This window comes from Lysinibacillus sphaericus (assembly GCF_015844675.1).
Taxonomy (GTDB): Bacteria; Bacillota; Bacilli; order Bacillales_A; family Planococcaceae; genus Lysinibacillus; species Lysinibacillus sphaericus_E.
The window spans coordinates 13,782-34,404 of record NZ_LDGC01000041.1 but is presented as its reverse complement, the minus strand read 5'-3'; the positions used below and the strand labels follow the sequence as shown (position 1 = coordinate 34,404).

Here is a 20,623-nt window from a genome sequence, read left to right as displayed (position 1 = left end):
TTGAGAGGAATGAATTGTGCGGGCACAATTCAAAATCCAGACGCAATTACGCCAAGGCGAAATTGATTGAAAGGGAGGAAAAATGATGAAAAATAAGTGGCTAGCATTTCTAATCATCATCGTACTAGCTATTTTGCCAGGAATTTTTACGCTCATGTCGACCCCAAAAGTGGAGGCAGAGACTACAAATGAGAGTAAAACAACTCATAACTGGCAAGTATCCTTTACGAAGGCACTAAAGGCAAGCAAAATAACAGAAGACAATGTTTACGTAACAAATAGCAAAAATCAAAAGGTAACGGCCACTGTCGAATTGGCAGAGGATAATAAGACAATTCTCATCAGCGATTTAACACCCGGTAGCTATAAATTACATGTGAAGAAAGAAGCGTTTGTGCTAGGTGGACCTAAAACAACATCGCAAGAAATAGCGTTCACCATTATTGAAAAGCTGGAAGCCGTCAAATCAGAGAAAGAGCTACAACAATATTTTGAAACACTTTTAGCGAATTCAAAAAAAGGGCGAGAATATGAAGTAACTACAGAAGTTGAGGCAAAAGATGAGAAATCTAGTTCGAACGACTCCTCGACAACGAACAATCAAGTAGAGGGCGTGGAGGAGGGGGATATAGTCGTTGTCAAAGATGGCTATATTTACGCTGTAAAAGATCAGAACATTACTGTAGTGGATGCTAAAGATCCGAAAAATTTAAAGCTAGCAACAACGATCAAAATGAAGGAAACCCAATATATTTCGAAGCTAGCAGTATACGACCATTTATTAATAGCAATTAGCGATGAATATTTAGAAAAAATGGGCACGAGCATGACGAAAGCTTCGTTATATGATATTTCAAATCCAAAAAATCCAAAGCTAATACGTGAAGTGGGGCAAGAGGGGTATTTACAAGATATTCGAATTACAAATGACACATTATATTTAATAGGTAATATGCATCCGAATTATTGGATGCTTAGAGAGAAAAAAGCACCAGATTTAAAACCAAAAACATATGATAGTGTAGAAGGAAAAGAATATAAAAGTTTACCTCTAGAGAAAATTTCTATTTTACCAAATACAATGGATGGAACATATAGCTTAATGACAGCGGTGGATTTAAAAAATGGTGCTCAGAAAACGGCGAATACGAAAGGATACTTAGGTGGCAGTAGTGGACTTTATATGTCGGAGAATGCACTTTATTTAACAACACCTATTTATGACGGAAATATCGTGCCTGCTGCTGGCATCATTATGGATAGAATCTGGATGCCAAGAACAACGAATACACAAGTTTTTAAATGGAATGTTGATGGAACTGACATGAATTTTGTAGGTACTACGGAAGTAAAAGGATCCGTGTTAAATCAATACTCAATGGATGAATACAAAGGTAATTTCCGCATCGTTACAACGGAAGGAAATGCATGGGATGAACAACAACTATCAAAAAATCACCTATTTATTTTAGATAATAAATTACAGCAGCTAGGTGCTGTAAAAGATTTAGCTCCTGGTGAAAAAGTGTATTCTGCACGCTTCATGGGCGAAAAAGCATATGTAGTAACATTTAAACAAGTGGATCCACTGTTTGTAATTGATGTAGCAAACCCGAAAAAGCCAACTGTGCTAGGGGAGCTAAAGATTCCGGGCTTTAGTAACTATTTACACCCATTAGACGATACCCATTTAATAGGCATTGGCTATGATACGGAGCAACGCTATGATACCTATACGAAACGTAATTTTACGGTGACAACAAATATGAAAATGTCATTATTTGATGTGTCAGATTTCAAACATCCAAAGGAACAATCAACCGTAAAAATCGGTGGCAAAGGTTCGTACTCCGATGTTCAATACAACCCTAAAGCTTTATTCCGCAACCAGGAATACAATTACTTTGGTTTCCCAGTTGTCCTGTATGATGCAGGCAAAGGCGATGAAATTGTCTACAAAGGTCAAGGCGCACAAATCTATGAAATCACAGCAGATAAAGGCATCGTACTCAAAGGAAACATCTTTAATAAAAGCAAGGGCGATCAGTATGAAAACTGGGAGCAGCTTGTACAGCGAGTAGTCTATATAGATGACGCTCTTTACACAGTAGCTCGCAATGAAGTAAAGAGTTATCAACTAAAAGACTTTAAACCACTTGATACATTAACAATTAAATAATGAAAAGAGTCCAATAAACCTTGAGTTTATTGGACTTTTTCTTTAATTATTTTTGACGATATGGAAGAATTTCCGATACTGTCACGAATTCATAGCCTTGCCCTTGTAAATAAGCAAGTACGGCATCAAGACCGTCGGCAGTCGATTGATGAATATCATGCATTAAGACAATGGCGTTATTGTGTACATTATTTTTAACATTAGGTAGAAGCTGTTGTGCATTGCGATGCTTCCAGTCTAATGTATCGATTGACCATAAAACGACAGGAATTGGAATTTGAGCGTTAATCGTATCGTTTGTTGCACCATACGGTGGTCTAAATACAGTTGGTTTGTGATTAATTGCCTTTTCAATCTCTGCAAATGTAGATGTATATTGGTTCACTGCCTGCTCTAGTGACAGTTTTGTTAATACAGGATGGTCCCATGAATGATTACCGATTTCATGTCCTCTTGCAAGTACATCTCTTGCGATATCAGGGTAATATTGTACGCGACTACCAAGCATAAAGAAGGTAGCTTTTGCGTTATATTTATCGAGCGTATTTAAAATCTGTTCAGTAACCTTTGGATGTGGACCATCATCAAAAGTTAAGGCAATACGTTTTTGATTTGGATCACCTACGTTTACTGGCTTCGTTGGTTTTTGCATAGCAATCTGGAATTCAGAGGCTAACAACGGATTGATAAGTGAAAGGGGAAGCTTCACAGTTTGTGGACCAGCTGCTCCGCTAGTAATCTCATACTCATCAAAATAGAATTGTAACGAATTATCAACGATAGCAAAGCGATGGAAGTTAGACCACTTCGGTTCAGTTGACTTGATTACATCATCCTTGAAAAGCTCTTCCTTTAACTTAGGATTTTGTTGTAAGTCCTTACGTACATAAGTAGCTAATGCAGATAAGTTGTTTTCGTCGTTATTTAACAATGTTTCAATGGAAATTAATTTACCAGTTTCATGATTGATAAAGAATGTTTTTGTTGAAATATCGGGATTGGCTCCACCTGTATACAACGTTTTTGTTAGCACAAAGGAATAGTAGTGCTTCTGGTATGGGAAAGTTTCCAAACTAATATTCAGCTCACCCATTGCCTCTTTATCTTTATTTTTTTTCATAGATGACAGATAGTTTTCTTTTGAATCCGTTATGTACTTTAGTACAGCATCATTAAAAGCTTTATTATCTGTTTCTGGATAGTGAATAGCAAAAGGTGTTCGCTTATCATTTGAAACATCGGTTACAATACGTATACCCGGAAACGCAGAGCTTTCAGTGGATAGGTTACTCGTTATTGAATCTGTTTCTGTTTCTGTCTCTTTTGAGGCACTGATTTTTTGAAACTTAAAGTCATCCTTTGATAGGATAATGACTAAAATAATAGTCGTTAATGAAATGATGAGGCCAATTAATAGGAAATCAATCATTGGGCCGCGTTTTTTTCTGCGTTCCGGCATTTTGATGGATACGCTCCTTTCCGTATTTATTTTTCTATACAATCAGACGTGTTAGTCATTGAAAAAGTTATACGAATCTACGAAGTTTTGCTATAAATTTTTGATAAACAATCCTCATGAATAAATGACTCATTAGCTTATAGTTTTCATCATATGTAAGCTAAATTACTTTTGTGTTAAAAGTTGAAATTTTTAGTTGAGTTTTTATTTGCAGTTCGATACTATTGGCAAGGAACCTTTTAAAGGAGGTAGTTAACTGTAATGGTTTTACATGAAGTGGATAATGAATTTACGATTGACTGCTTATTGCTTGCGGGGCGAATTATGATTGAAAGTGGTGCAGAAACATATCGTGTAGAGGATACAATGCTACGTATGGCATGTTCTCAAAATATGCTGGATGCGCAATGTTATGCCACACCCACAGGAATCATATTTTCGTTAGGCAAGACACAGCCAACGAGAATTACATCGATTTCCAACAGGGTAACAGATTTACAAAAAATAGCCTTGGTAAATTCAGTATCTCGGAGACTCACATCTCACATGATAACATTAGAAGAAGCTTATGACGAGCTAAAGTCGATACAAAAAACAAATTATTTTTTACCAACATATATTCAAGTCATTTCAGCGGCTCTTGCGAGTGGTTGTTTCCTTATAATGTTTAAGGGGGTATGGTCTGATTTCCTTTTTGCCTGTTTGGCAGGGGGGTTAGGATTCCTAGTGCTTTTATTGATAAATGACTTAACAAAAGTGAAATTTTTCTCAGAATTTACTGCTTCATTAGTAGTAGGAACGATTGCTGTCTTTTCAGTGAAATATGGCCATGGTACGGAAATAGATAAAATTGTTATTAGTTCTGTTATGCCACTAGTACCAGGTATTTTGATCACGAATGCAGTTCGGGATTTAATAGCAGGTCATTTTATGTCAGGGATGGCGAAGGGCGTAGAGGCCTTTTTAACAGCTTTTGCAATCGGTGCAGCTATTGCCGTCACTCTATCGTTTTAGGAGGAATACGACTTGGACTATATCATACAGTTGATTCTTAGCTTTTTTGCGACGGCGGGTATCGGAGTTATATTTAATGTACCGAGAAAAAACCTCATTTATTGTGGTTTTGTTGGGGTAGTAGGCTGGATGATTTACTTCATCCTAACAGAGCATGGCATGGATATCGTATATGCCTCATTCTTTAGCTCTTTCATCATTGCAATCGTTGCCCATTTGTATGCACGACGCTTCAAAATGCCGATGATTATTTTTATTGTTGGTGGGATTATCCCGTTAGTTCCGGGAGGCATGGCTTACAATGCAATGAGAAATGTTGTAGAAGCTGATTATATACAAGGGCTACAGTATGGATTTAAGGCATTTTTAATTACCGGTGCCATCGTTATGGGACTTGTGTTTGCTGAAGTACTGATACAGCTAATTTTCCGTTCCGTCCGTACCAGTAAGGAGACATTTAAAAAGGTCTATAAGAAATAAGGTTTTACATCAAAAGCCAGAGCAATAGATTAATAAAAAAAGGAGGTTACGTTCTAAACGTAACCTCCTCTAATTTTGTACAGGAGAAACATTGAAGGTGTCGCTCCCGAGTTAAAAGCTAGGGAGAGAAATTTTTAAAAAGAATGCGATGAAAATAAGTTGATTGGAGTGGAGGCTGGGCGATTCGCGGGGATCAGCAATAGAGGAACGAAGGCTAAAAGCATCACGTCCTGTGATAACGCCTTCGTGACCAACATCGTATTGGCCCGAGACCCTGTAGCGAAAGCGAAGCGTCAGCAACAAAGCGCCTAGCCGGAACGGAAACCAACCCTCACTTTGCCGAGGAGTTACTTACCTTCATTAACATAATAGCTTTTCAACAACAAAAAGGAGGATACGTTCTTAAAACGTAACCTCCTTTTAAAATTAACTATTTAGCGAATAGAGCTTCAATTTCTTCAGCATGAATTGGTTTACTAATATAGTAGCCTTGAATCGCATCACAGCCATAAGAAATCAAAAGATCTGCTTGTTCAGCAGTTTCGACACCTTCAGCGACAACTTTAAGCTCCATAGATTTTCCGAGTTGCACCATACCGTTCATAAGTTTTTGGGTTTTCTCAGATTTTAATAGAGAGCTTGTAAATGTTTTATCGATTTTCAATGTATCTATCGGTAGAATTTGCATATATCTAAATGAGCCATATCCGGTACCGAAATCATCTAGTATAAAGGCAATCCCTTCATTTTCAAGCTTACGCATTTGCTGTGTGATAAAGCTAGCAGCTTCTGCTTCGAGGGCAAATTTCTCGGTAATTTCGATTTGAATAAGGTTTGCTGGACAACCTGTTTTCGCTAACGTTTCAAGAATGGACTTTGCCATGTTTTTATCACGGAATTCGCGTACAGAAGAGTTAATAGATACTTTTAAATCAAGTCCAGCTCTTTTCCAGATCAGTGCCTGCTCACAAGCTTTTTCTAGCATAAAGGAACCGATATTATTAATAAGACCTGTTTCCTCCGCAATTGGAATGAGCTCATCTGGTGAGACAACGCCTATTACTTCATCTTCCCAACGAACTAGTGCTTCTGCAGCTGTGATTTTACCTGAAGTAACATCAATTTGCGGCTGATAAAGGACTTTTAGATTTTTTTGGTCAAGAGCCTGAAGTAAACGTTTTTCAATTAAAGCTTTACGATTTAATGCTTTATGTGTTGCTTTGGATAGGGAGACGATTTTATCGCCACCGGCTTCACGGACAGTTGTAATAGTAGCAATAGATGCCTTCATTAGTTGGGAGAATGTAGTTTGATCCTCTGGATAACGTGTAATCCCGCCACTAATAGAAATAGGGACAGCTACATTACTGTTATAAATTGGATGTTGTTGTAAGTAAGACAGGAAGCCTTGAATGAACCATTCACTTAATGGTGTAATCACGACAAAATCATTTTCGTTAATACGTGCCATTGTGCTATCTTGGAAGTACATTTTTATACGATTTGTAAACTCTACAATAAGACTTTGGTCAATTTGCTGATCATGTAACTCTTTTAATGTATAAAATTTATCAATACTTAAATAGACGAAAGAGAAGTTTCTTTCATCATCAATCATGTTGGAAATCACTTTTTCGAGACGGTGTGCATTCATAAGACCTGTTTCTGTATCGATATAAGCGATTTTTTCAAGCTGATGTTGTATGGACTTAGACTTCGTGATATCCTTTTCAATCAATAAAAATTGTTGTTCATTTGTTTCGATATCAAATGTTGGGATAGCTGTGAGTAGTACCCAATAAGATTGACCTGTTTTTGTAACTTTTTCGATTTCGCCTTGCCACGTTTGGCCATTGTTTAAATTACGCCAAATGGTATTTGTAATCTTTTCACTTTCCTTATTATCAGGGAATAGCTGCCAGAACGTTTTACCAATCACACGTTTTGGTGTCCACTGACTCGTTTTTAGAAATTCAGCATTACACTCTAAAATGAACCCATCATGATCCATTGTCACGGTCATAAATGTCGAGTCCAAACCTTGTTTTAATTTTGCGAGAGTACCGCAGTTTGAGACAGAATTGATCATTAATTCAGGTAGTATAAACATCATAAGGACGAAACGCTCGCCTTGTTCAGTAAATGGTTTAGCTAGCAGCGCTGAGTTAAATTCTTCGTTTGTATACGTTTTCAGTTGAATTTGATTGATATACGTACTGTCATCATTTTGTAAAATGGTTTGAAATTTTTCTAATGAAAGCTGACGTAGTAAATTTTCGTGAATGAATGAAGCGGTATGTTCTTTAATAGTAGTAGCTGAAAAACCAAATAGCTGTTCAGCAAGCTTTCCCAAATGTATAGCTTGTCCATCTTGATTCATGACAATTGCAGGAAAAGGAAGTGAATTTAAATAATGTTCATCAATGGTAAATGATTTATGCATATGACTCATGATTTATTCGATCTCCTTGAGTAATCTATATATACTATTATTATAGTTAATTATCAGGAATTAGTCATTATGAATATGATTGTAAATATTTGATAATAAAAAATATAAGGACTTTTTTAACGAAAAACATGGAAAGATTTGAAGAAAAATAACATTTTTTAGTATATATATAGGGAGCAAGAGGTGTGTATAACGCTTTAAAGGAATAGTATTTACTGTCTCAGATGCGATGATATAGGGAGTAACACCCTTTTTTATGTGAACAATTCGTGTATCGGTTGCAAGTATTATATTATTTACATATTGATTGTTTACTAAAAAAGATATACCGGCATTTGCCAGCAATCAACGGAAGTATTTCTGTATTCGCTACTTTGTTACAATTTTTGGTACTTATATTGCTTATGTCTCTCTTAGTTTAAAGAAATAGCCACCAAAATATCAAGTAATAGGGATTATGGATATAGGGGTAGGTCTATTCATCCTACTATCGAACGCTTCAATTGACGCTTCAATAGTTAGTAGCAAAGTCTTATTGGGGAGTAGCGGATGTTCTCATGTTTTCCTTCTACATATTGTTCCCGGGCGTTCCTGCTTGTTGTCGGCAGGGGGAATGCTTTTAGGAGGACTGGCATAAGGCTTTATTAGTTGAATTTGGCAGGCAAATCTGTGGCTCGTTTTCACAGATTTTAAGGTTACATGCTTTATGATCGCTTTAATATGCTTTAGTTGGGGCAAGCATACTTTCTAATAGGTGAAGGGAAAGCAAAAAATATAGTATGGTAGTTCCTTGCCGATTTTTGGAACTCCCTTATAAAGAAGAAGGGGGAAGGATATGAAAGAAGTTTTTTCCTATGTAAAGCCTTATAAATGGACAGCGTTTATCGCTTTTTGTTTAATGCTGTTGGAATTGTTTGTGGAGCTCGCGCAGCCATTGATCATGGCGAAAATTATAGATGATGGCGTGCGGGCTCAAAATCAAGGCATGATTTGGCAATGGGGAATGGTATTACTGGCCTTATCTTTCGTAGCTTTTATAGCTGGTGTCGTTAATTCCTATTTTTCATCGCATACAGCACAGAGTTTTTCCTTTGATTTACGAAATGCATTGTTTGAAAAAATACAGTCCTTTACATTAGCTACTTATCAAAAGTTCTCTACGGCTTCCCTTATAACAAGGTTAACGAATGATGTGACGCAAGTTCAAACGGTGCTATTTATGAGTTTACGTATTATGCTTCGTGCACCACTTGCCGTAGTTGGCAGCATCATTATGGCTTTTGTTGTAAACGCTAAACTAGCGTTGTTTCTAGTTATTGGCGCACCGATTATTTTTATTTTTCTTATTGTTATGGTGGCAAAAGGTGTGTCTTATTTTGGACACGTGCAAAAGCGAGTAGATCGTTTGAATCGAGTATTGCAGGAAAATTTACAGGCTATTCGTTTGGTGAAAGCTTATTTACGAGGTGCCTATGAAGCCTCACGCTTTGATGAAGTTGCCTCGCGCTTAAAAATAGATACAGTAAAAGCTCTACGCACAATGGAATATATTATGCCTGTATTGTTATTCATCATGAATATGAGTTTACTCGCGGTGCTGTGGTTTGGGACAAAACAAATAGCGTCCGGTACAACACCACTTGGAGATGTAGTGGCCATTGTCAATTATGCCATGCGTATGACAGGTTCGTTTTCGATGTTTGCCTTTATTATTATTTTTTATGCGCGTGCAAAAGCGTCGGCGGAGCGAATGGCAGAAGTTCTTTCGACTGAAAATGAGGTTGAACTACCAACATCTTCAGAGAAATCATCGAATGACTTGAATGTTGGGGAATTAGCTTTTGAACATGTAAGCTTTACGTATCCTGGGGAAGATGCACCTGTGCTTTCCGATGTAAGCTTCCGAGTGAAATCGGGTGAAAAGCTGGCCATTATGGGGGCAACCGGTGCAGGGAAATCAACGCTATTACAGCTTATCCCACGTTTCTACGATGTGACAGAAGGCAAAATCGTAGTAGAGGGGAAAGATGTACAGCAATGGGATTTACAAGAGCTGCGCGAAACAATCGGCTATGTTCCGCAACAGTCTTTATTATTTACAGGAAGCATTGCTGATAATGTTCGTTGGGGCGATGCAGAGGCTGACATGGATGCAGTGCTACACGCGATCATGCAAGCACAAATCCATGCTTCTGTGGAAGATTTCCCGAATGGTTACGAGACAAGAGTCGGTCAGAAGGGTGTTAATCTTTCAGGTGGACAAAAGCAAAGATTATCGATTGCAAGAGCGTTATTAAGAAAAGGGAATATATTGATGCTTGATGATAGTACAAGTGCGCTTGATGTAAAAACGGAGCAGGCATTATGGGAGGCTTTGAGTGAAGAACAAGCAACAATGTTAGTCGTCACTCAAAAAATTCGGACAGCGAAAGGTGCACATCGTATTTTACTCATCGATGCAGGAAAAGTAGTCGCATACGGGACGCATGAAGAGCTTCTGCAAACGTCAGCGCTCTATAAAAAAATCGCAATCTCCCAACAGGAGGTGGAGGAATAATGGGATTTTTCCAAAAACCTTTTGGCTATGAGCCGATTTTGACGAAGGATGATGTGAAGCAAACGGTTAAGAAAAAGAAGGGACCTCGTGCGACAAATTGGAAAAGTACACTGCTACGTTTATGGAAAATAGTTGATGAACAACGTGTACTACTACTGATCGTACTCTTACTTGTTTTTGTGAGTTCCATGTTGGCTCTTCTTGGGCCGTATGTAATCGGTAAAATGATTGACATGTACGTAATGCACGGAGAGCAGGCGGGACTAGAGAAGGGAATACTGCTGTTAATCGGCATTTATGCGCTATTAGCCATATCGTTATTTTTGCAAAACTTTTGGATGATTGGTATTGCTCAACAAACCATTTATCGATTACGAACGAGTGTATTTGAACATTTTCAAAAACTGCCGATTGCCTTTTTCGATCGTCGTCAGCATGGAGAATTAATGAGTCGGATGACGAATGATATTGAAGCCGTTAGCACCACATTAAATAGCTCCTTTATCCAAGTATTTTCAAGTGTATTAACACTGACGGGAACAGTCATCATAATGCTAAGCTTAAGTCCTTTACTAACGGTATTAACGATGACGATTATACCGATTATGTTTTGGGCGATGCGTTGGATTACACGGAGAACTGCACCATTATTTAAGGAACAGCAAGCAGCCATAGGGGCTCTAAATGGCATGATTGAAGAAACAATTTCGGGCCAGAGAATTGTGAAAGCTTTCTCGCAAGAAGAACGAATGAAAGAGGAGTTTCGCGAAAAAAGTGTACGATTAAAAAGAACAGGCTTTTGGGCACAAACATACTCTGGCTATATTCCAAAGGTCATGAACTTTTTAAACAACATGAGCTTTACCATTGTAGCTGGTATTGGCGGTGTACTTGCTCTTTACGGGCATGTGTCCATCGGCGTCATTGTTATTTTTACAGAATACGCAAGGCAATTTACACGACCATTAAATGATTTAGCCAATCAATTTAATACCGTACTGTCAGCAATTGCTGGTGCGGAGCGTGTATTTGCGCTCCTGGATGAACTGCCTGAAGAAGAGGCAGCTTCAGCGCAAAAGCATAAGCTAGTAGGACAAGTGAGTTTTCAGCATGTGTACTTTAAATATGAGCAAAAAGAGGAAGCCTACACGTTAAAGGATATTCATTTTAACGTGGAGCCTGGACAAACGGTCGCTCTTGTTGGGGCTACCGGAGCAGGCAAAACAACGATTTTGCAGCTGATTGCAAGATTTTATGAAGTATCAAAGGGTGAGGTTTTATTTGATGGTGTTAATGTTCAGCAAATCGATCGACAAGCATTGCGTTCTCAAATGGCCTTTGTTTTACAGGATCCGTTTTTGTTTGAGGCAACTGTACGTGAAAATATTCGTTATGGTCGATTAGATGCTAGTGATGAGGAGATAGAGGAAGCAGCAAAGCGTGCAAATGCACATGATTTTATCATGTCGCTAAAGGACGGCTATGACACTGTACTTGCCGCAGATGGAAGTGGCATTTCGCAAGGTCAAAAGCAGTTATTGTCCATTGCACGAGCATTGATTGCTGACCCGAAAGTTTTATTATTGGATGAGGCGACAAGTAGTATTGATACTGTTACGGAGCTTGCGATTCAAGAGGCTCTTGATCTGTTAATGCAGGGACGCACAAGCTTTGTTATTGCGCACCGTTTGAATACTGTGCATAATGCCGATATGGTGCTTGTACTGAACAAAGGTGAGTTAGTCGAAGCGGGCTCTCAACAAGAGTTAATGGAATCCGGTGGCATTTATGCGCAGATGCTACAATCTTCGTCCCATCATCTTGACGAGTAGGGGGGAACGAAACGATGTAGGTATAAATTTCATTCCTTAAACATAAGTAAGAGTAATTCCAAAATTTTTGGGATTGCTCTTTTTTAGTTGGAATAGCATATCATTTTAAATTTTAAATGTAATTTATCTATAAAAACAGTATAATTATGGATAATAACAAAATGGGAAATAGAGGTTTATTATTGGCCGATAGAAGATTTAAAGATAATATTTTGCCTAGGTGAGGGAGCGATTAAACGTTCATTCGCAGTAGAAATCGGATCTTCAGATAAATAGGTGTGTATAAAAATACATACCTAATTCTAGTAACTTTCAGTCATTATAACCGTCAATAATCATATAAAACTTTTAATTTCACTATATTTGAAGTAAGATTGTTAATAATTAGAAGTATCAAATTTATTTTGTTGCAAGATTATTTTCTTTCTTGCTACAATAGGGCAATAGTTTGATACAAGAACGGAGTAAATGATGAATATTTCAGTGATGACAGTGTCTTTTCCGTTAGATGGGGAAACATTAAATGAATTAAAATTATTGTGTGAAGAAGCGACTATAAATGACTATCGCGTCTATGAAACGGCTATGAGTTTGCCTATGGCGAGTTCCTTTGAAACGAAGGGCTTTATGGTACTTGCTTATGAAGATGATAAAGATGTCTTAGTGGGTGCTGCTAGTGCAATCGATTTAATGGGGCTTCATACATATGAATGGTCTTTAGTTGTAACACCTACGTACCGTCAAAAAGGAATTGGAACAGCTTTAGTAGATGTTTTACAGGCAGGCCTCGAGGAGCGTGGGGCAGAAGGTCAATTGGCGGTAGTGATCGATGGCTCACCTTTTGGACACACGTTTATTGAAAAGAAGGGCTTTACATATAGCTTTTCAGAAGCCACGTTAGAAACAAAAGCAGAGTCAGTAGAATTAAAGGATGATATCGAAATTATTCCTTATACAGATGAACAGGCAGAGCTGATTGCTATTTATAGTGCAGCGTTTGGAGATCTACCTGAAGAGTCTGAGGAGCTCATCGCTTTTAATACGTCAACGACTGGAAGAAAGCTGTGGGTAGCACGTAAAGAAGGAAAAGTTGTGGGAACCGTGACGACTGCCCAAGAAAATGAAATTCAATGGGTAACAGCATTGGCAGTGCATCCAACTTGTGAGGGGCAAGGGATAGGTACTGCGATGCTTTCATTTTCTAAAAATTATGCGAACGAAATTGGTGCGAAATGCGTCATGCTGGATGTAGAAATCGACAATCGAAAGGCGCTTTCTGTTTATGAGAAGGCCGGTTTTATGAAGGCTCAGCAAATAGACTATTTTGTAAAACAATAAATAAAGAGTGAGAAGTATGCTTTAGCATCGCTTCTCACTTTTTTTATGTTCACGAAGTCAAAATACTGAGTTAGGAAGCGGGGTCTTCAAATGAAGATAGAACGAACTACATACAATGATAGATTACTCTTTCTTTCAAAGGGAATACAAGGAAACATCCATTCAATCCTGAATAAAAAGGTTGAAAAGAATACTCGCGATCGTTCAAATAAACAGTTTATCAAAATTTGTTCAAAAGTGAACAAAAGTTGATTTGCATCTTTTTCTGGAAGGTTTTACGCTTAATAAGTCAGATCATTAAAAGATAAAAGGATGTCCGATAAAGAAACCCTTTTTATTTTGATTCAAGATGGAATAATCTTTCAAAAACAGTATGAAAATAGGGAGTTTTAATCAGGCCTATTGCTAAGAAGACAGAAGGTGATACCGTTGCCACTTATAATGTAATATTTTTGAAAAATAGCGTAGTAATAGCAACATCAATTGTATACCCTTTAAAAAACATTCAAACAAAGTGTGATTTTTAAGACGACACATTCGAAATTCGCCATTATCAAATTATGCTAGGAAAGCAACAAAAGTTGATTTTTATTGTGTTGTAAAATACGCTACAATCGGTAATTGCAAGTGATGAAAAGAAAAAAGGTATTAAAAAGAAAAAATAGGTTTAAAGAAGTTCAGATTGAGGTATATGTTAAGTGTAAAAAGTAAATAAATTAGTATTTTCAGTAATAATAGTGATGTTTCTAACTACTTCTTTTTCATCTAAGGCTTAATGGCAAGTCCTTGATAGAGGCTAAAAAAACCCTCAAATGAGGGATGTATCTTATCTAAGAATAACATTTTCTGGATTGTTATTTACCGTAGCAGCATTTGATCTGATACGTAAATATAAATAAAAATACAATGAAAAATAAGAGGACGCCCTTTTTTACTTCTTGAATGTAATTTTATTACAAATTATTTAAAAAATAGTCGATTTGTATTCAGCTATTTAGAAGTGTTATTTATCGTATTAGCATTTGATCTAATACGTAAATATAAAAAATACACGAAAGGAGAATTTAACCATTGAAGAAAAAGACTATGCAAGTTGCAGCAATCGCTACTGTACTAAGTGGTCTGGCTATTTCACCGCTATTTGCTTCGGCAGAAGAAAAAGAACACGTGTCGAATGGAGCGGTGACATTTATCCCGAATGAAGATACGCAAGGCCCGGTAGATCCGACTGATCCAGATCCAGGTAAGCCAGTGGATCCAGTAGATCCGATAGATCCAGGAGTACCACCAGGACCAGGAACTGGAGGCCCATTAGGCATTGATTTTGTATCGAATCTCAATTTTGGTATTAATGAAATCTCGAATAAAGATAAGACTTATTATGCGAATGCACAGTTGATCCGTTCTGGTGGAGAAAGTAAATATGTACCGAACTATGTGCAAATCTCAGATAATCGCGGATTAAATGCCGGATGGACATTAACAGTTAAACAAGAAGATCAGTTTGCTAATGCCAAAACGCAAAATAAAAAATTAACTGGCGCGCAAATCAAATTTGAAAGTCCAACTGTCACAGGTAAAACACAGGTGACACCACCAAAAGCAAAAGTAATTACGTTAGTTCCTGGAACTGATTCACCTGTCATGTCAGCAGGCCCAAATGAAGGGGCTGGCCTTTGGGTAAACCTTTGGGGACAGGTAGATGAGGTGACGAATGATAAAGGTGAGAAAGTACAAAAAAACAAAGCGATTTCCCTTTCTATTCCAGGGAAAACGCCAAAAGATGCTGTTACATACAGTACAAAATTAATATGGAACTTATCGGATGTTCCAGGTAACAAATAATAATAAAGGATGATGAAATATGAAAATCAATACGAATATAAAAGCACTAGGCGTAGCAACAACGATGTTAACAGGTTTGGTATTAGGAGGAAGCATCACTTCTTATGCAGCAGATGGTGGAGTGTATCAATCGAATGCAATTATCGAATTTGAACCAGCTACTGGCACCGTAACACCGCCAGTAGATCCGACTAATCCAGAAAATCCAGATCCAGTAGATCCAGTAGATCCAACTGATCCAAACGGACCAAAGCCAGGAACACCTGGTCCATTAAGTATTGACTATGCTTCTAGCTTAACATTTGGTAAGCAAAAAATTACTTCTACCGAACAAGTTTACAAGGCAGAAGCGCAAAAATTTGGGGGCCGTGGCGACGGTCCGAACTATGTACAAGTGACAGATAGTCGTGGTAAAGATGCAGGTTGGTCACTGCAGGTGAAACAGGACGGTCAATTCAAGAGCACTTCAGGTAAGGTACTAACAGGTGCTGAAATTACGTTCAAAAATGCTTGGGTGAATACAGCATCTGCATCCCCAAAACCTTCTATTAAAAAATCTACATTTAGTCTAAAACCGGATGGAACGGGTGTAGCTGAAAATATTATGTCTGCAAAAGCAGGAGAAGGCAACGGTACTTACCTACTAGTATTTGGTGATGACACTACAGCAGCAAATAGTATTGAACTTTCTATTCCTGGTTCAACGACAAAGTATGCAGAAAAATATGCTACGTCATTAACATGGACACTGACAGATACACCAGGACAAGAATAATATAAATCATAATGGGAGACTGTCAAAAATAGTATCCTATCATATCATTGCAATATTGTGAGATACAGATAAAAACCCGTATAAACTCCCGCTAATTCGATTTGCAACAAGCGCGAGTTAATCGTGTAGCGACAGGAGTGCCACACCTTCGTGACATCCTGTTGCTACTTTAAATCTTTGACGATTTTTAAGTAGTAAGGATGGTAGAAAATATGAAGAAAAATACGTTATTGACCATAATTGGACTATTGATGGTAAGCCTCGTATCGTTAACACCATTTGCGTCTGCATCTGAATTTAATTTTGGTGTCTATACTGTCATTCCAGACAACCAAATTGATAAACAAAAATCTTATTTCAATCTAAGTATGAAGCCTAATCAAAAGCAGACATTAACGATTCAATTAAAAAATAATACAGATGAGGATGTCGTCATTGAGCCGATCATTCATTCTGCTACAACGAATATTAATGGAGTTGTAGAGTACGGCCCTACAAGTGCTGAATCTGATTCTACATTGCCATATGAATTAGGAGATTTAATAGAAACAGAGAAGGAAGTGACGATTCCAGCTAAGGGAAGTAAGGATTTACAGTTACATGTAACGATGCCAGAAGAAGAATTTGATGGGATTTTAGCGGGCGGTATTACATTACAAGAGAAGAAAGTAGCGTCAAAAAATACCGAGGAACCAAATAAAGGTGTCAGTATTGAAAATAAATATGCTTATGTAGTTGGTATTACCCTACAAGAAACAGTTGAAGTAGTGAAGCAAGATTTACAATTACACGATGTGAAAGCTGGACAAGTGAATGCGCGTAACGTCATTAATGCAACGCTTCAAAATCCAACAGCAACGTATTTAAACCGTTTTGAAGTGGATGCAAAAGTTATGGAAAAAGGGAAAAAAGAGGTGCTCTATGAAGCGAAAAAACAAGACATGCAGATGGCGCCAAATTCAAACTTTAAATACCCGATTCCACTAAATGGTGAAAAATTCAAAACGGGAACTTATACGTTACATGTAAAGGCTAAGTCGAGCAAAGAATCATGGGAATTTGAGAAGGATTTTACCATTAAAGCAGAAGAAGTAAAGCAATTTAACGCAACAGATGTATCCATTGAAGGTCCGAACTATCTAGCGTATTTGGTAGGATTGCTAATTCTTCTAGTAGCAGGATTACTATTTTATATATTTTATAGCAAAAAGAAACAGAAGAAACAACAAGAAGAAATGAATAATTAATGGATCAAACATACGCCTTTGTTCTGGAAGTAGCTGTACCGGTCAGTTTGCTAACTTTTCGTTTTAGAAAAATGACGCACCAATTTATGTTTCTGAGATGCAGGATGGAGGCGTGTATCGGCTAACGCTGATTACGACAAGCTTTTAATAGCGATTGGTTTTTTAGCAAGTGAATCAATAAAATTCAGATGAATCACTTGTTAAAAGAAAAAGTTAATTTGAAGAAATGAAAAGATAAGCAAAGTGATCAGTATACGATTAGCTTCATTGTTTCGTTATTATTTTCTGCCTGATTGGGGAAATAAAGGCGTGAAGCTGCTTAACATGTAAGAAGGTCGGTGAAAAAAGATAATGCGGAAAATAGTAATATCGATATTAGTTTTTGTTCTAGTCTTTTCCGAGCTAAATATATTTGAAGCAGGATTAATCGTGGGTGATCCTACAGAGCCGGAAATTGAATGTGAGGAACAGCTAGAGTCTGACGGCGAGGAAAATCTAACAACAGAATGTAAGGAACAGCTAGAGTCAGAAAATGGCGAAGACCCAATAACTGAAGGTAAGGAACAGCCAGAGACAGAAAATGGCGAAGCGCCAACAACTGAAGATAATGAAAAGCCAGGGTCTGAAAATGGTGAAGGACCAACAACTGAAGGTGAGCAAAAGCCAGAGACTGAAAATGGTGAAGATCCAACAACTGAAGGAGAAGAACAGTCAGAATCTGGAGGTGGAGAAGATCTTGCAAATGCTTGTGAGAGTCAGTCCGAGTCTGAAAGTGAAGAAAATCTGGCAGCTGAAGGAGAGGAAAAGCTAGAGTCTGACGGTGAAGAAGACTTAGCAATGGATTGTGAGGAAGAGGAAGAGCCTGAAACTGACGAAAAACTGGAAGTTGACTGTGAGGAAGAGTTTTACATTGAAGAAGAACTAGTAATTGAAGAAGAAGAACAGCTAGGGTCTAACAATGAAGAAGAACCAATAATTGAAGGAGAGGAACCAAGAGATTTAGATAGTGAAGAAAATTCAGCACTTAAATGTAAAAAATTTTCTCCAAAATCTTATCCTTTGGGACCACCAGTAAGTAGTGTGGGTCCAATCGGTGAGATTGATTTTTCAAAGTTGGATGAGGATGATCCTAATGAATTAGAAAGATTTACACAAATGGAAACAAATAAAGGTGTTGAATTTCCAGTAAGAGATAAAAGTGGAAGATCTGAGTACCTGTATTTCGGGGATCTTAACAATACGCGGTCAGTTAACTCATTGGAAGATGAGGAGTCTTATATAGCCTATGGTGATGATTGGTCCCGTCCGTTGCCAACCATGGATACAACACTTGCCAGTGTAGTGGATAGACACAAGGATGGAATAAAGTATATACAGGCAGAAAATTTTGTAATAGCGACAGCTCTAGACCAGAATCCAGATTTACCAGATGGTATCGTAACATATTATTATAACAAAGGGATAGCTTCCGATCCATCGTGGGAAGGTAATGGACTTGTGATTGCTCATGGGAATAGTGAGGACGATAACGCAAGGTTTCAATCTGGACATATGCCAATACTAAAACTATTTAAAAATGAAGAGACACATGAGTTGATTGCTTATGCAGCTGTAATTGTCTATTATCCCCTTAGTGGATATAAAGTAGATGGATATGTGAAAATTAAAATGAAACCAGTGGGTGATATTAAAGGGCGTATTAATGTAAGTATGAAATATTGGAAATTAAACAGTACGTGGCCCGTTACAAATTTTGCTTATTCGGTTCATATGGATATTGGCGGGCGGCACGAAAAAAGTAGGCTATTTTCGTTAGGAAATAATGAAGGGTTTTACTTTTATGAGAAGGGAATGGGAGACGGTACAAGTTATGCTCTTACTTTCTTCCGTGATGGTTTTGCGAATCCACCAGCTAAATTTAAAGGAGTTAGTGATAACCCGAATTATAAACCATTCACTCAAGCAGGTAAAGATGGTATCTATTATAATAGTCCATATTATAATAGATTGAATTCACCGGGTTATCCTGAAAATGACATTGACGCAAATACTATGTATAAATTTGAGCCACACCCAGGTTGGTCATTAAGGTGGGAACCTAAAGCTCAAGGATATGGAGAAGTTATTGAAGCGAATCTTGAGGTGGCCGTTACTGACAGGCCGGATGCTGCGCCAGTCTTGCAATTAGACAATGATGGCGAATATACAGATAATGGTTATCGTATTACAGGAACATGGAAAGATAAAGACAGTGATACGGTCGGTCTTTATTATATGATAGATAGTAGTGAGCCTAAGAAAGTCGGAGATTATAAAAATGAAAATTTAAATACAGATGCTCCGTGGGAACTCATAATTCAGAATAATGAATGGGAAGAGGGATTAGATCACGAGATTTCTGTATATGTGGTGGACGAAGTGGATCTGGAATCTAATATCGAAACGATAAAACTCCGCCCGAAATTAGAGATTACCGAACAGGTATTTGATGAAAGTGATAAAAAAGATCCAACAGAAGTTGCACCGGGTGAAACATTGAAGTATGAGATTTCGGTGGATACAGGTTATATTGCGGATGATGAAGGGACATATGGTCAGTTTACGATTTCACAAAAATATGATCCACATTTAGAACCACCAACAGACCTTAAAATAATCGATGGAAGTGGCTATGAAATGGGTACAGTAGAATACGATGAAGGCACAAATACAATTGAAGCCAAGCCCTATCCAAACTTACCACGCTCTACAAAAGTAAAAGTCACTTTTAACGCTAAAGTGGCTGAAGACGCGACAGAAGGAGAGTTTGTTATAGGTCAGGCGATAGCGAAAGGGACATACAGTACAGGTGATGAATTTAATCAGACATCAAATGAATTAAAAACCCTTATTTCTGGCGTGTTGAAATTCGTTTCTGCACCGGAAGTGATTGGTTTTGGGGAAAAACTGACGATTTCACCACGAACTAAAACGTATCATCTCAGCCAATTTGACGAGCGTTTAGCCGTAAAAGATAGTCGCGCATTATTGAGAAATCCGTCTTGGAAGATGACGGCTAAGCTCGTTAAGCCACTAACAGGGGGGGAGAATAAAGATTCTATATTAGATGGCTTATACTACCACTATGGTGGAACTGTTTCAACCCTTACTGAAGATGCTTCAGCACTGGTTTATGAAAAGGAAACAACAACTAGGGAAGAAATCAACATTTCGAATACATGGACTCCAAAGGGGGACGGGCTTTATTTAGAAGTACCAGCCGGAACTGCTAAAGTGGGTGGATATGAAGGAACGATCCAATGGACACTGCAGAATGTACCGCTGAATGAAGAATAAATTACTTTTAAGAAGCTAGGTTACCAACTGGCATTTTGGACAAGCATCCACATAGCGTTAGTTGACAATTTTATAATTATGATAAAAGCTAGAAATAATAGTGATTCTA

Annotated in this window: 12 protein-coding genes; 10 read left to right on the top strand and 2 right to left on the bottom strand. The window is 37.8% G+C overall.

Annotation, left to right across the window (positions count from 1 at the left end):
• The first annotated feature begins 82 nt into the window (after positions 1–82).
• Positions 83–2,179: a beta-propeller domain-containing protein gene (locus ABE34_RS12150; protein WP_241747258.1), complete on the top strand. Its 2,097-nt coding sequence runs from the start codon at positions 83–85 to the stop codon at positions 2,177–2,179.
• A gap of 46 nt (positions 2,180–2,225) precedes the next feature.
• Here ABE34_RS12150 and ABE34_RS12145 read toward each other — a convergent pair whose 3' ends face one another.
• Complete coding sequence (locus ABE34_RS12145) at positions 2,226–3,638, bottom strand: polysaccharide deacetylase family protein (protein WP_197142833.1); 1,413 nt, start codon at positions 3,636–3,638, stop codon at positions 2,226–2,228.
• A gap of 261 nt (positions 3,639–3,899) precedes the next feature.
• On the opposite strand from ABE34_RS12145, the gene ABE34_RS12140 reads away from it, so the two are divergent.
• Entirely contained in the window at positions 3,900–4,652 is a 753-nt protein-coding gene (locus ABE34_RS12140; RefSeq protein ID WP_197142832.1) for a threonine/serine exporter family protein, read from the top strand.
• Positions 4,653–4,664: 12 nt separating this feature from the next.
• Positions 4,665–5,132 carry a threonine/serine exporter family protein gene (locus tag ABE34_RS12135; protein WP_197142831.1) on the top strand — a complete coding sequence of 156 codons (468 nt, stop codon included), beginning with the start codon at positions 4,665–4,667 and terminating at the stop codon, positions 5,130–5,132.
• A gap of 430 nt (positions 5,133–5,562) precedes the next feature.
• On the opposite strand, the gene ABE34_RS12130 is transcribed toward ABE34_RS12135, so the two are convergent.
• The gene (locus tag ABE34_RS12130) at positions 5,563–7,584 is read right to left on the bottom strand and encodes an EAL domain-containing protein (protein WP_197142830.1); all 2,022 of its coding nucleotides are present in this window, start codon (positions 7,582–7,584) and stop codon (positions 5,563–5,565) included.
• A gap of 835 nt (positions 7,585–8,419) precedes the next feature.
• On the opposite strand from ABE34_RS12130, the gene ABE34_RS12125 reads away from it, so the two are divergent.
• The 7 genes from ABE34_RS12125 to ABE34_RS12095 all read left to right on the top strand — a co-directional run bounded on the left by ABE34_RS12125 (position 8,420) and on the right by ABE34_RS12095 (position 20,514).
• A complete protein-coding gene (locus ABE34_RS12125; RefSeq protein ID WP_197142829.1) occupies positions 8,420–10,141 on the top strand; it encodes an ABC transporter ATP-binding protein in 1,722 nt (573 codons plus the stop codon).
• The gene (locus ABE34_RS12120) at positions 10,141–11,973 is read left to right on the top strand and encodes an ABC transporter ATP-binding protein (RefSeq protein WP_197142828.1); all 1,833 of its coding nucleotides are present in this window, start codon (positions 10,141–10,143) and stop codon (positions 11,971–11,973) included. The genes ABE34_RS12125 and ABE34_RS12120 overlap by 1 nt, the downstream gene beginning before the upstream one ends.
• 468 nt (positions 11,974–12,441) lie before the next feature.
• Positions 12,442–13,311, top strand: a complete 870-nt coding sequence (locus ABE34_RS12115) for a GNAT family N-acetyltransferase (RefSeq protein WP_241747259.1) — start codon at positions 12,442–12,444, stop codon at positions 13,309–13,311.
• A 1,071-nt stretch (positions 13,312–14,382) separates the two neighbouring features.
• On the top strand, positions 14,383–15,156 hold the full coding sequence (locus ABE34_RS12110; protein WP_197142827.1) for a WxL domain-containing protein: 774 nt from the start codon (positions 14,383–14,385) through the stop codon (positions 15,154–15,156).
• Between the two features lie 19 nt (positions 15,157–15,175).
• Positions 15,176–15,931: a WxL domain-containing protein gene (locus ABE34_RS12105; RefSeq protein ID WP_206700789.1), complete on the top strand. Its 756-nt coding sequence runs from the start codon at positions 15,176–15,178 to the stop codon at positions 15,929–15,931.
• A gap of 212 nt (positions 15,932–16,143) precedes the next feature.
• On the top strand, positions 16,144–17,178 hold the full coding sequence (locus tag ABE34_RS12100; RefSeq protein ID WP_197142826.1) for a DUF916 and DUF3324 domain-containing protein: 1,035 nt from the start codon (positions 16,144–16,146) through the stop codon (positions 17,176–17,178).
• 429 nt (positions 17,179–17,607) lie between these two features.
• The gene (locus ABE34_RS12095) at positions 17,608–20,514 is read left to right on the top strand and encodes a hypothetical protein (RefSeq protein ID WP_197229955.1); all 2,907 of its coding nucleotides are present in this window, start codon (positions 17,608–17,610) and stop codon (positions 20,512–20,514) included.
• Positions 20,515–20,623: the final 109 nt, after the last annotated feature.